The 12,984-nt window shown below is 65.9% G+C and carries 10 protein-coding genes; 3 read left to right on the forward strand and 7 right to left on the reverse strand.

The genetic code is table 11. The features are described from left to right. The first annotated feature begins 71 nt into the window (after positions 1 to 71). Both GD628_RS03285 and GD628_RS03290 read left to right on the forward strand, forming a co-directional pair. Positions 72 to 1,481, forward strand: a complete 1,410-nt coding sequence (locus tag GD628_RS03285; RefSeq protein ID WP_152273812.1) for a TrkH family potassium uptake protein — start codon at positions 72 to 74, stop codon at positions 1,479 to 1,481. Then, a complete protein-coding gene (locus GD628_RS03290; RefSeq protein WP_091602010.1) occupies positions 1,474 to 2,142 on the forward strand; it encodes a potassium channel family protein in 669 nt (222 codons plus the stop codon). The genes GD628_RS03285 and GD628_RS03290 overlap by 8 nt, the downstream gene beginning before the upstream one ends. A 6-nt stretch (positions 2,143 to 2,148) precedes the next feature. Here the strand turns inward: GD628_RS03290 and proC are convergent, their stop codons facing one another. The 6 genes from proC to GD628_RS03320 form a co-directional block, all read right to left on the reverse strand. Then, positions 2,149 to 2,994 (reverse strand): pyrroline-5-carboxylate reductase, encoded by an 846-nt coding sequence (gene proC, locus GD628_RS03295; RefSeq protein ID WP_152273813.1) that lies wholly within the window; start codon positions 2,992 to 2,994, stop codon positions 2,149 to 2,151. A 227-nt stretch (positions 2,995 to 3,221) separates the two neighbouring features. Further along, complete coding sequence (locus GD628_RS03300) at positions 3,222 to 4,055, reverse strand: sugar phosphate isomerase/epimerase family protein (RefSeq protein ID WP_152273814.1); 834 nt, start codon at positions 4,053 to 4,055, stop codon at positions 3,222 to 3,224. Next, a complete protein-coding gene (locus tag GD628_RS03305) occupies positions 4,052 to 5,086 on the reverse strand; it encodes a Ppx/GppA family phosphatase (RefSeq protein WP_091602001.1) in 1,035 nt (344 codons plus the stop codon). The genes GD628_RS03300 and GD628_RS03305 overlap by 4 nt, the downstream gene beginning before the upstream one ends. Before the next feature lie 87 nt (positions 5,087 to 5,173). After that, the gene (topA, locus tag GD628_RS03310) at positions 5,174 to 7,888 is read right to left on the reverse strand and encodes a type I DNA topoisomerase (RefSeq protein WP_152273815.1); all 2,715 of its coding nucleotides are present in this window, start codon (positions 7,886 to 7,888) and stop codon (positions 5,174 to 5,176) included. A gap of 155 nt (positions 7,889 to 8,043) precedes the next feature. Further along, entirely contained in the window at positions 8,044 to 9,696 is a 1,653-nt protein-coding gene (locus GD628_RS03315) for a DUF7059 domain-containing protein (protein WP_152273816.1), read from the reverse strand. Positions 9,697 to 9,824: 128 nt separating this feature from the next. Next, complete coding sequence (locus GD628_RS03320; RefSeq protein ID WP_226802316.1) at positions 9,825 to 11,282, reverse strand: MDR family MFS transporter; 1,458 nt, start codon at positions 11,280 to 11,282, stop codon at positions 9,825 to 9,827. A 129-nt stretch (positions 11,283 to 11,411) separates the two neighbouring features. Here GD628_RS03320 and GD628_RS03325 point away from each other — a divergent pair, with 129 nt between their 5' ends. Next, complete coding sequence (locus GD628_RS03325) at positions 11,412 to 12,011, forward strand: TetR/AcrR family transcriptional regulator (protein WP_176697532.1); 600 nt, start codon at positions 11,412 to 11,414, stop codon at positions 12,009 to 12,011. Positions 12,012 to 12,076: 65 nt separating this feature from the next. On the opposite strand, the gene trhO is transcribed toward GD628_RS03325, so the two are convergent. Continuing rightward, positions 12,077 to 12,970: an oxygen-dependent tRNA uridine(34) hydroxylase TrhO gene (gene trhO, locus GD628_RS03330; protein WP_091601989.1), complete on the reverse strand. Its 894-nt coding sequence runs from the start codon at positions 12,968 to 12,970 to the stop codon at positions 12,077 to 12,079. Positions 12,971 to 12,984: the final 14 nt, after the last annotated feature.

A 12,984-nucleotide genomic window follows, 5' to 3' on the forward strand; every position in this document is an offset into this window, starting at 1 on the left:
ACCGCCGGACGCCCGGTTAAGTGGTTTACTACTTGGCAGGACCCCGCGCACAGAACTGGACTTTTCGACCCATGGCATCCCAACCGCAGCCCACGCTGCAGACGCGGCAGCGCCGTCCCCTCGGCTTCATCGTCGCAGGCCGGGACTTCATTGACGCAGTAGCCAGTTCGTCCCCGGCTCGGCTCGCACTCATTGTCTTCTCGCTGGTGATCCTGGTGTTCACCGCCCTGCTGGCGCTGCCCATTGCGTCCTCCTCCGGCGAGGCCACGGCCCTGCACGACGCGCTGTTCACCGCGGTCTCCGCCGTGTGCGTCACCGGGCTGACCGTGGTGTCCACGGCCACGTACTGGTCCGGTTTTGGCCAGGTCCTCATCCTGATTGCCATCCAGGTGGGCGGCCTGGGCATCCTGACCATGGCGTCGCTGCTGGCGCTTGCCGTGAACCGACGCCTGGGCGTCCGCGGCAAGCTGATCGCGCAGGAAGGAATGAACACCGGCCGCCTGGGCGAGGTAGGCAACCTGCTGCGGATCGTGGTGAGCACCACCGTCCTCATTGAACTCGCTCTGGCTGCCGTGCTCGCGCCACGGTTCATGATCCTGGGCGAGTCTCCGGGCCAGGCCATTTGGCACGCCCTCTTCTACTCCATCTCTTCCTTCAACAATGCCGGGTTTACGCCGCACTCGGACGGCCTGGTGCCGTACGAAAACGATCTGTGGGTGCTGATCCCCATCATGGCCGGCGTCTTCACCGGCAGCCTGGGCTTCCCGGTGATCATGGTGCTGCTGCAAAGCCGGTTGCGGACCCGGAGGTGGAACCTGCACACCAAGCTCACCGTGCTGGTCTCGCTGATCCTGCTGGCTGCCGGTTCAGTGCTGTGGGCCCTGTTCGAGTGGTTCAACGAGCGCACGATCGCCGGCATGGGCGTCGGCGAGAAGATCCTGCATGCCGTGTTCGCTTCCGTGATGATGCGCTCCGGCGGTTTCAACCTCGTCGATATGGCAGACCAGGACGCTTCAACCCTGCTCATCACGGACATGCTGATGTTCGCCGGCGGCGGCTCAGCGTCCACTGCCGGCGGCATCAAGGTCACCACCATCGCCGTGATCTTCCTGGCCATCATCGCGGAGGCACGCGGCGATACCGACGTACGGGCCTTCGGGCGGAACATTCCAGCCGGAGCGCTGCGGGTAGCTATCTCAGTGGTCATCCTGGGCGCCACCATGGTGGCAGTGGCCACGATCGGACTGCTGGTCGTCACGGAGGAAACCCTCCAGCCGGTACTGTTCGAAGTGATCTCCGCGTTCGCCACCGTGGGCCTGAGCATCGGGCTCAGTCCCGAGCTGCCGCCGTCGGGCAAATACATCCTGGCCGGGCTGATGTTCGCCGGCCGCGTCGGAACCATCACGCTGGCCGCGGCGCTGGCCCTGCGCCAGCGCAAACCGCTGTACCACTACCCCGAAGAAAGGCCCATCATTGGCTGAGAGACCTCCGCATAACGCCCCCGTCCTGGTGATTGGGCTGGGCCGCTTTGGCTCCGCCACCGCCGAACAGCTGGTGAAGCAGGGCCGTGAAGTCCTGGCCATCGAACGGGACCCGGACCTGGTGCAGAAGGCCTCCGGCAAGCTCACGCACGTGGTGCAGGCGGACGCCACCAACATCGACGCCCTCAAGCAGCTTGGCGCGCAGGACTTTTCTGCCGCCGTCGTGGGCGTGGGCACGTCCATCGAGTCCAGCGTGCTCATCACCGTGAACCTGGTGGACCTGGGCATTGAGCACCTGTGGGTCAAGGCCATTACTCCGGCGCATGGAAAGATCCTCACCCGGATCGGCGCGAACCACGTGATCTACCCCGAAGCGGACGCCGGGCAGCGCGCCGCCCACCTGGTGGGCGGGCGGATGCTGGACTTCATCGAGTTCGACGACGACTTCGCGATTGTGAAGATGTACCCGCCCAAGGAGACCCAGGGTTTCACCCTGCGGGAATCCAACGTCCGCTCGAAGTACGGGGTCACCGTGGTGGGGGTGAAGTCCCCCGGCGAGGACTTCACGTACGCGCAGGCTGACACCAAGGTCTCCAGCCGGGACGTGCTGATCGTCTCCGGTCACGTAGACCTGCTGGAACGCTTCGCGTCCAGGCCCTAGTGCCGGTTACCGGGAGGCGCTGAGATCGGCAGTGATCTCTGCCGAGCGGTCCGCCGCGGCCTGCATGCCGGCAGCAATAATCCCCGGCAGTCCCTGGGCGTCGAAGACGCCGATCGCCGCCTGCGTGGTCCCGTTGGGGCTGGTGACGGCCTTCCGCAGGGCTGTGGCGACCGCTCCCGGTTCGGCCAGCATGGCGCCTGCTCCGGCGATGGTTTCGGCGGCCAGCAGGGCGGACAGTTCCGGGTCCAGGCCCAGGTCCGCGCCGGCCCTCGCCATTGCCTCGGCCAGGTAAAAGGCGTACGCCGGGCCGGAACCGCTGACGGAACCGACCGCGTTGATCTGGTCCTCACGGACCTCGACTATCCGCCCGGTGCCTGAGAGCAGATTCGTCACCAGGTCCACGGATTCAGGTGTGGCAGCCGAACCCGCCGCCAGGGCGGTGACCCCGCGGCCCAGTTTCGCGGGGGTGTTGGGCATGGTGCGGATCACCTGGGCGCCGGCAGGCAGGGCAGCCTCCATCAGCTCCAGCGGGACCGCCGCCGCAACACTGACGACGACGGCTTCCGGACGGAGCACGGCGGCTATCCCCTCGAGCATGGCCCTAACGCCAACGGGCTTCACCCCGACAATGAGGACGTCCGCGGATTCGGCGGCGGTGCGGTTGGCGGCGGTGTCCTCGGACTCGGCAAGCACAGTGATGCCGTGGCGTTCCCGCAGCTCAGCCGCGCGTTCGGCCCGCCGAACGGTGGCGGTAATGAGTTCTGCCGGGAAGCCTCCGGCCAGGATGCCGCCGAGGATTGCCTCGTTCATGGAGCCGCAGCCCAGGAAGGAAAGTCGGGGTAGATTCTGCATGCACCTGATTCTGTCACGGCGCGCTGCAGGGCATCGAATACGGGAACTTAAAGCATAAATTCAGGCTGTTCTGTGCCTGCGCACAACTTCGATGCCTAGCGTAGTAAGTGCCTCTTGGAGGTGCGAGTGATGAAGGGCCGGTTTCCCGGCCCGGTGGTGCCGGCGATCCGCGGACGTTTTCCCCCAACCGTCCGCGTCTGACCGCCGGCACTCACTCGTTTAAGCGGTTATTCGTCCAGCACCTGGTTCAGGTTCACGCGGGCGAACTCAAGGGTCTGCCGGAGCATCTCTTCCCGTTCCCCCGCTTCCTTGGCCTTGCGGGTGCTGACTTCAATCGCCACGGTGCCGGTGTACCCGGTTTCGGAGAGGTACTGCAGCGTTTCGGCGCAGCGCTGGGTGCCCTCCCCCGGCAGCAGGTGTTCGTCCTTGCCGTTGGGCGTTCCGTCGGTAAGGTGCACGTGGCTCAGCCGGGTGCCGAGCTTGCGAATCTCCTCATAGGAGTCCATGCCGGCGATGGCGGCGTGGGAGAAGTCCCAGGTCACGTGCTCATAGGGCTCCGGCAGCGGGTTCCAGTGCGGAAGGTAGGCCTTCGCTTCCCGGCCCCGGACCCGCCACGGATACATGTTCTCCACGGCGATGGTCACGCCGTACTCCTCCGAGATGCGCCGGACACCTTCGGCGAAGTTCTCCGCGTAACCGGACTGCCAGCGGAACGGCGGGTGGGCCACCACGGTAGTGGCGCCGACTTCGGCGGCCATCGCGGCGGACAGTTCGATCTTGGTCCAGGCCTTTCCCCAGACCTGCTGCGTCAGCAGCAGGGTTGGCGCGTGGACGGCGAGCACCGGCATCTGGTACCGCTCAATCAGGCTGCGGATGGTCTCCGGGTTGCGGCTGATCTGGCTGCCGGTGACCATCACTTCCACGCCGTCGTAACCCAGGTCATGTGCCACGGCGAACGTGTCATGCACAGACAGCGGGTAGACGGACGAACTGGACAGCGCCACGGGAATCTGCGGCAGGTTGGCCGCGGGCTGCAAGTTCTGGGGGGAGGTCAGAGTCATAGTGGTGCACTTCCGTTCGGTTCGCCGGCCGCAGCCAGGACCAGGGCCCCGGCCGGTTCCGGCGGGAGGATGTGGGAGCCAGCCGGGAGCCGGCCCGCTGTTTCGAAGTGCAGCGTGTCGAAACGCTGCAGGATGAGTCCCTCGCGAAGCGCCCAGGGGCAGATTCGCAGGGACTTGATGCTGAAGGCTTCCATGGCTGCTTCCGCTACCAGTGCGCCCGCGAGGACCTGCGGCGCACGCAGGGCGGAGACGCCGTCGAGTTCCGCGCGCTGGGCGGCGGTCATTCCGGCCAGCCGGGGGATCAGGGCGGTGAGGTCCGCACGGCGGAGCCTGCGGCGAACGTACGGGCCTGCGGCCGACGGCGCAGCACCGGTGAGGCGGGCCAGGGACCGGAACGTCTTGGAGGTACCCGCAGCTACGTGCGGGGCGCCGTACTCCCTGAATTCCTCCGCGGCGTCCTGCACCACGTCCCGAATGTAGCTGCGCAGGGCCTGCACCGCGGCCGGTCCGGGCGGGTCGCCGTGCAGCCAGTCTCGGGTGAGCCGTCCGGCGCCAAGCGGCACTGAGACAGCGACGTCGGGCAGTTCGTCCTGCCCCTGCGCCATTTCAAAGGAACCGCCGCCGATGTCCAGGTCCAGCAGGGTGCCGGCGCCCCAGCCGAACCAGCGGCGGACCGCGAGGTACGTCATGGAAGCTTCCTGCCGGCCGCTGAGCTCCCTGAGCACCACGGCAGTTTCACGTTCCACGAAGTCCAGTACATGCTGGCCGTTTGCGGATTCGCGGATGGCGGAGGTGGTGAAGGCGAGCATGTCCTGCGCGTGGTGGCGGAGGGCGAAGTCGCGGGCCTCGGCCACGAAATCTGCCAGGAGGCGCTGGCCCTCGGCCGTAATTGCCCCTTCGGCATCCAGGTGGGCTACCAGCTGCAGGGGCCGTTTATGGGATGCGAACGGAACCGGGCGCGCGCCCGGGTGTGCATCCACCAGCAGCAGATGCACCGTGTTGGACCCGACGTCCAGGACTCCTAGTCGCATGATCCCATTATGCGGCTGTACCGGCCGCGCACCTTTCCGGCCCCCCGTGCAGGGGTCCGAAGAATGTGCGCGGCGGCCGGCACCGTCTTACTTCTTGGCCGCGGCGCGCTTGCGGACCGGCTTCTTGGCCGGGCCCTTTTCGCGCTTCTCGGCGAGCAGTTCGAGCGCCCGTTCCCGGGTGAGTTCCTCAATGGCCATGGACCGCGGAACGGTGATGTTCGTAATGCCGTCGGTGATGTAGGGACCAAACCGGCCGTCCTTCACCACTACCGGCTTCTCGGAGACGGGATCTGTACCGAACTCGGCCAGCGGAGCCGCAGCCTGCCGGCCGCCGCGCTGCTTGGGCTGGGAGTAGATCTCCAGTGCCTGCTCCAGGGTGATCGTGAAGATCTCCTCTTCGGAGCCGATCGACCGGGAGTCAGTGCCCTTCTTCAGGTACGGGCCGAACCGGCCGTTTTGTACCGTGATTTCGTTCCCCTCGGCGTCGGTACCCAGCACGCGCGGCAGCCGCATCAGCTTCAGGGCCTCTTCCAAGCTGACGGTGTCAACGCTCATGGACTTGAACAGCGAACCCGTCCGCGGCTTGATCTTGGCAGGCTTCTTCGGCGGCTTGGGCTTGCCGTTCTTGTAGTACTCCACCGGCTGGTTCGCCAGTTCCTCTGCCGTGGGCTCCGGGATGATTTCGATGACGTACGGGCCGTAGCGTCCGTTGCGCGCCACGATGGTGCGCCCGGTCTCGGGATCCTCGCCCAGCACCCGCTCCTCGGGGCCGGCGCTGTTCATCAGCTCAACTGCCTTCTCGGCGGTCAGCTCATCCGGGGCAAGGTCTTCGGGTACATTGGCGCGGTCCGGTTCGGTGCCTTCCGGGGCGTCCGCGGGCAGCGGGCGCTCCAGGTACGGGCCGAACTTGCCCACGCGCAGCACGATTCCGTCTGCGATTTCGATGGAGTTCACCGCGCGTGCGTCGATTTCACCGAGGTCGTTGACGATGGTGTGCAGGCCGGTGTCTTTCCGGTCTCCGTAATAGAACTGGTTCAGCCATTCCACCCGGCCGGCTTCGCCGCGGGCAATGCGGTCCAGGTCCTCTTCCATCTCGGCGGTGAAGTCATAGTCCACGTAGTCCGTGAAGTGCTCCTCCAGCAGCCGGACCACGGAGAACGCGATCCAGCTGGGCACCAGGGCCTGGCCGCGCTGCGTGACGTAGCCGCGGTCCATGATCGTGGAGATCGTGGCGGCGTACGTGGACGGGCGTCCAATTCCCAGCTCTTCGAGCGTCTTCACCAGCGAAGCTTCGGTGAAGCGCGGCGGCGGGGAGGTCTCGTGGCCGCTGGCTGCCAGGTCCGCTGCGCTGAGCGGATCGTCCTTCTTCAGGACGGGCAGGCGTCCGCCTTCGGATCCCTCGTCCTCGTCGCGGGTGGCGTCGTGGCCTTCTTCATAGGCGGCCATGAAGCCGCGGAACGTGATGACGGTGCCGGAAGCCGAGAATTCGGCGTCGCGCCCGTCTGCCGACACGGCACCGAGCTTGACTGACGCCGTCGAGCCCTTGGCGTCCGCCATCTGCGAGGCGACGGTACGCTTCCAGATCAGTTCGTAGAGCTTGAACTCGTCCCCGCGCAGCGAGGAGGCAACCTGCGCCGGAGTGCGGAAGGAGTCGCCGGCGGGGCGGATTGCCTCGTGGGCTTCCTGCGCGTTCTTGGACTTGCCCTTGTAGACGCGGCGCGCTTCGGGCACGTACTCGGGTCCGTACAGTTCCGAGGCCTGGCGGCGGGCCGCGTTGATGGCCTGGTCCGACAGCGCGGAGGAGTCCGTACGCATATAGGTGATGTAGCCGTTTTCATACAGGCGCTGTGCAACCTGCATGGTCACGCGGGAAGAGAAGCGCAGCTTGCGGCTGGCTTCCTGCTGCAGCGTGGAGGTGGTGAACGGGGCTGCCGGGCGGCGGGTGTACGGCTTGGTTTCCAGGGAGCGGACAGTGAACGACGCCGATTGCAGGCCTTCGGCGAGGGACAGGGCTGCCGCTTCATCCAGGTGCGTGACGTTCTTGGACTTGAGTTCGCCGCGGTCCGTGAAGTCCTTGCCGGTAGCGATCCGGGCGCCGTCGACCGAGGTCAGGCGGGCCTTGAAGGACTCAGAGGAGGCGGTGGAGAACGTGCCGAGCAGGTCCCAGTAGGACGCGGAACGGAACGCCATGCGCTCGCGTTCGCGCTCGACGACAAGTCGGGTTGCCACGGACTGGACGCGTCCGGCGGAGAGTCCGCGGGCTACCTTGCGCCAGAGCACGGGGGAGATCTCGTAGCCGTAAAGGCGGTCCAGAATGCGGCGGGTTTCCTGTGCATCAACCATGGAGATGTCGATGTCGCGCATTTCCTGCAGCGCGCGCTGGATCGCTTCCTTGGTGATTTCGGGGAAGGTCAGGCGGTGGACGGGAACCTTGGGCTTAAGCACCTGGAGCAGGTGCCACGCGATGGCTTCGCCTTCGCGGTCACCGTCAGTTGCGAGGTAGAGTTCGTCGGCGTCCTTGAGGGCGGCCTTGAGTTCCGCAACCTTCTTCTTCTTGTCCGTGGAGACCACGTAGTAGGGCTCGAAGTCCTTATCCAGGTCAACGGCGAACTTCCCCAGCGAACTCTTCTTGAGCTCGGCGGGAAGGTCCGAGGGCTGCGGGAGGTCACGGATATGACCCATCGACGCCGTGACCTCGAAGCCCTCGCCAAGATACCCGGCGATGGTCTTGCCCTTGGCCGGTGACTCGACAATTACCAGCTTCTTCTTGCCGGTCGACTTGTCCGTTGCCTTAACTGGCACTGTTCTCCTACGTACGGGGGTGGATCAATACGGATGAGGGCGCGTGCTGCACCGCATGCCCGCTCATCCTTAGACAGTATGGGGAAACCCCAAGCACAAGGGTAACCATAACTGCACCTGCGGGCGGACCCGGACCAATTTAGCCGTGCGCTCGGTTACGGTTCAGCCGGAAGGAGGAACCCGTCCAGGACCAGGTTGCGGACCTCATCTTCCAGCCCGGCGGCAAACTCCGGATCATCCCGGCCCAGCAGCGAACCCAGTGCCGCGATGATCGCCCCGGCGGGGAGATCGCCGTCGCACGCTGACACAAAGCCGGTCAGTTCGGTGCTCATCAGGTTGGTCCTCCGCAGGCCGGCGCCCTGGCGCAGCAGGATCACGCCGGGGTGCTCGGCTCCGGGGCGCGCATGGCGTTCCTCGGTGACGTCGTCGGCCACTACCAGGTGTTCGGCGCCCAGGTCCGGGTGCGCCTGGGCCCAGTCAAAACGCCCGACGGCGGCGGCCAGGTGCGGGGCGAGCGGGGACTCGAGCGGGTGGGTAATTTCCTCGAACCGGCGCAGCGGCGCGGCCTGCGGATTTTTCCGCCGGCGCATCCACACCGAGCCGAAGCCGATTCCGGTGGTTCCGCGGGCGGCGAAATCGGCCAGGTACGCGGCATAGGAGGCCGCGTACTCGTTCCGGTCCCGGTTCTCCGCCGCGTCCCGGAGCCACATTTCCGCGTACTCGGCCGGGCTGAGCACTTCCCGCTGGATAACCCAGGCGTCCATGCCCTCCGGCAGCCAGGAGCGAAGCCTTTCGCTCCAGGCATCCTTCTCGTCCGCGTCGCCCTGGATCTCCCAGTTCCCCAGCATCTGTGCGATGCCGCCGGGAGCCAGCACGGATTCGAGGTTCCGGAAGAGCCCGGAAACAATCTGGTCTCCGGGAAGTCCGCCGTCCCGGTAGGTAAAGCGGTCCTCCTCGTCCTCGCCGGACACGCGGGGGGTGATCACGAACGGCGGATTTGAAACCACCTGGTCGAAGCGCTCCCCTGCCACCGGTTCAAGCATGCTGCCGAGCCGCAGGTCCACGCGCTGCTCCGGGTGTTCCGGGTCCAGTCCAAGCGCGGGCGCGTTCAGCACGAGGTTGAAGCGGGTGAAGCCCAGGGCACGCTCGGAAATGTCCGTGGCGGTGACGTGCCGGGCGTGGCCCAGCAGGTGGAAAACCTGGATTCCGCAGCCGGTCCCCAGGTCCAGCGCACGGTCCACCGGAGTAGTGATGCTCAGCTGGGCCAGGGACAGGGAGGCCTGCCCGATGCCCAGCACGTGGCCGTGCGGCAGGACGCCGGGGCGCTGATGGGCGCCGAGGTCACTGGCCACCCAGAGGTGGGTGCCGCCGGCCTGTTCCGGGGCTTCCCCGGAGTCTTCGGGGCCGCTTTCGCTGGTCGCGGCGTCGAACTCGTAGGGCCGCAGATCCACCCTGGCGCGGAGCATGTCCGGGGCGTCCTTCTCGGCGAGCCCGAGCTCCAGCAGTCCCTCGGCACCGGTCCGGGGGAAGGCGTCCCGGACCTGCTGCGCCGGAACGGAGGAGCCCACCAGCCACAGCGCTACCGCAGCTGCCACCGGTTCCGGAGTGCCGCCGTCGGCCGCTGCCCGGCAGGCGAGCATCGCAGGAACCAGCTGGTCCCGGGACAGCGCAGCACTGGCTTCCTTCCCCAGGAAGGCTGCGACACCGTCCACCGTGTAGCCCGCGTCCGTGAGGTCGGCGGCGAGGTCGGCCAGCAGCGGGAGGTTTGAACTCTGGGGTGTGCCCGGAACGCGGGAGAAATTCGTCACCCGTCCAGTCTAGGTTCCGGCTTCCTGCCACCTCACCACGTCCGCTCCCCCATCGAGATGGCAGAAACTGCCCGTATGAGCGCTCATACGGGCAGTTTCTGCCATCTCGATTTGTGGGGCAGGTGTGTCTAGGCGCGGCGGGGGATGCGAATGAAGGGCGCCAGGACGAGGCTGGCCGTGGACAGCAGCGCTCCGATGATGAACGCTGTGTGCGCACCGGCGAACAGAGAATCCGCCAGCGCGGTCCCCTCCTCGAGTCGGCTTGCCGAGAGCATGGACAGCACGGTCACAAAGATGGTGGTGCCAATTGCACCACCCAGCTGCTGGCCGGTGTTGAAGATGGCCGAGCCGTGGCCGTAGAGCCGGGGTTCCACTGTGGCCAGGGCCGAGGACAGCAGCCCGGTCATCAGCATCGCCAGCCCAATGCTGAATACAACATGGGAAACGGTGAACATCCAGAGCGGGGACTCCGGCGTGACGCTGACGTACAGCCACTGTCCCAGCGCCAGCATGGCCGCACCGGGGATGAGGACGGGACGCGGACCAAAGCGGTCAAAGACCCGGCCAAAGACGGGACCGACGGCGGCCTGCACCAGGCCGCCGGGCAGGAGCATCATGCCAATGGTCAGGGTGTCCAGGCCGCGGCCGGTCTGGAGCAGGATCGGCACAATCATGACGGTGCCCAGCAGCGTGCCCATGGCGATCATGATCATGACCACGCTGAGGCGGAAGTTCCGGTTCCGGAACGGTGCCAGGTTCAGCAGTTCCCGTCCGGTCCGGGCCAGGCGGACCTGGCGCCGGATGAACAGCACCAGGGCCGCGGCCCCGACGACGACGCTGGCGGAGACCAGGAGGAGGTTGTCGGAGGCATGTTCAAGGCTTGAGATGGCATAAACCAGGAAGCCGAACGCCAGGGCGGAAAGAATGACGGAGGGAACGTCGACAGGCAGGCGGCGGGTCTGGGAGGGCAGCTTAATGAAGATGGTTCCCAGCAGCAGGATTGCCACGGCAAGGGGAATCATCAGCACGAAGATCCAGTGCCAGCTCAGTGCATTCACGATTGCTCCGGAGACAGTGGGGCCGACAGCCGGCCCTACCGAGATGACAATAGAATTCAGGCCCATGATGGTGCCGCGCTTGTGCAGCGGAACCAGGGTCAGCGTGGTAGTCATCAGCAGCGGAAGCACAATGGCGGTGCCGACGGCCTGGATGATCCGGGCGATGAGCAGCACGGCGAAGGTGGGGGCGAAGACGGCCAGGGCGGTTCCGGTCAGGAAGCTGGCCAGCGCAAAGATGAACAGGCTCCGGGTGGTGAACCGTTGGAGCAGGAAGCCCGTGGTGGGGATGACTACCGAAACAGTGAGCAGGAAGCCGGTGGTCAGCCACTGGCCTGCGGACGCCGTGACGTCCAGGTCCGCCATGATCGAGGGAAGGGCCACCGAGAGGACGGTCTCATTCAGGATCATCAGGAACGCGGCCAGGGCCAGTGCGCCAATGATGCCGGTCAGCTGCCGGGTGGGCAGGTCCGGACGCGGAGGTGCTGCGGGTGCCGCTTTGTGCTCGGCGGCGGGGCTTTCGGAAGTCAAGGATTCCTCGGTTTCTGTGGGACGCGAACCGGAAAATACTGTCACAGACTGACAGATTATTCTAACCAAACTGGCATACTGTGACAGAAGATATTTCAGTGGCGGCCCTCCGACGAAAGCTGGAACACCGTGGGAAAACGAGACGACCACAAGGCCGCAACGAGGCGGCAGATCCAGCAGGCCACCCTGGACCTGCTGGAAACGGCGGGCGTGGAGTCCACCACGGTAGCCAGCATCGCAGAGCGCGCCGGGATCTCGGAGCGGACGTTCTTCCGCTACTACGACTCGAAGGAATCCGCCGCCGTTCCGGGTCAGGGCGAACTCCTGGACGCGCTGCTCTCCCGGGAGCTTGTCCCGGAAGCTTCCCCGGCGGAGATCCTGCGCGAGCTGATCGATGCCTGCCGGCAGCAGTTCGCCTACGAGGTGGAACAGGTTCAGTTCAAGCGGATCTCACGTCTTCTGCTGCGTGAGCCCCGGCTGCTCCAGGCCGTCTCACGCCAGGAGATGCATCTGGTGGACGCAGTGAGCAGCGCACTGACGGAACGCGCGGCGCTGACCCGGATGCAGGCACAGCTCGCAGCGGAGCTGATTGCCTGCACCTGGCGGGTGGCGTGGCAGTGCTTTGCGCGGGAGGAGAGCGCAGGCCGCACCTCGCATCCAGCCGACCTGTTCGAGCAGGCGGTACAGGGCTTGTCCGTCATCACAGCACCGGAGGCATTCGGCCGGTAGCCCCGCCGGGAGGCAGCGCCCCGTGTGCTGCTGGAAAGCGGATGCCGCTTCCCGGGGGGGGTGTACTAGTCTTCGCAGCCGTCCGGGCAGCGCAGCGTCGCCGGATCCGCAGCGCATTCGGCACAGTACAGCGTCAGCTTCCGGCAGGACGGGTTGGAGCAGTTCTCGAACTTGCTGGTGGGCGCATGGCACCGGGCACACTCACCGATGGTGGCGGCGTCGTCAGTGAATTCCATGTGCATCCGCTTGTCGAAGACGTAGAGCGAGCCTTCCCAGAGACCCTTGTCCCCGAACGTCTCGCCATAGCGGACGATTCCGCCCTTCATCTGGTACACCTCGGAGAAGCCGCGGTTCACCATCAGTGCGGACAGCACTTCACAGCGCACACCGCCGGTGCAGTAAGTGACCACCGGCTTGTCCTTCAGGTCGTCATACTTGCCTGATTCAAGTTCTTTGATGAAGTCGTGAGTGGTGGATACGTCCGGAACCACAGCGCCCTTGAACTTGCCGATCTGGGCTTCGAAGGCGTTGCGTCCGTCGAAGAACACCACGTCCTCCCCGGCCGCCTTCTTTGCTTCCACCAGCTCATGCACTTCCTCGGGCCGCAGATGGGTGCCGCCGCCCAACACCCCGTTCTCATCCACCTTCAGCTCCCCGGGCGCACCGAAACTCACGATTTCGAGGCGGACCTTCACGCTGAGCCGGGGGAAGTCCTCGGCAGAGCCTTCGGAGTACTTGATGTCCATCTTCTTAAAGGCGGGGTACTCGCGAGTGGCCTTTACGTAGGCCTTGACCGCGCCGAGTTCACCGCCGACGGTCCCGTTGATGCCGTCCTTGGAAATCAGGATGCGGCCGCGCAGTCCGAGCTTTTCGCACAGGGCGCGCTGCCAGAGCCGGACCGCTTCGGGATCCGGGAGGGGGGTGAAAGCGTAGTAGAGAGCAATTCGATTCATGGCCACGTATTAAGGGTAGA

It is taken from the genome of Arthrobacter koreensis, assembly GCF_009193255.1.
In the GTDB taxonomy this organism is placed as follows: Bacteria; Actinomycetota; Actinomycetes; order Actinomycetales; family Micrococcaceae; genus Arthrobacter_B; species Arthrobacter_B koreensis.

Coding starts and splice junctions, on each gene's coding strand:
- proC (WP_152273813.1), bottom strand. CDS start 2,994: ATGCAGAATCTACCCCGACTTTCCTTCCTGGGCTGCGGCTCCATGAAC.
- GD628_RS03305 (WP_091602001.1), bottom strand. CDS start 5,086: ATGCGACTAGGAGTCCTGGACGTCGGGTCCAACACGGTGCATCTGCTG.
- GD628_RS03285 (WP_152273812.1), top strand. CDS start 72: ATGGCATCCCAACCGCAGCCCACGCTGCAGACGCGGCAGCGCCGTCCC.
- GD628_RS03300 (WP_152273814.1), bottom strand. CDS start 4,055: ATGACTCTGACCTCCCCCCAGAACTTGCAGCCCGCGGCCAACCTGCCG.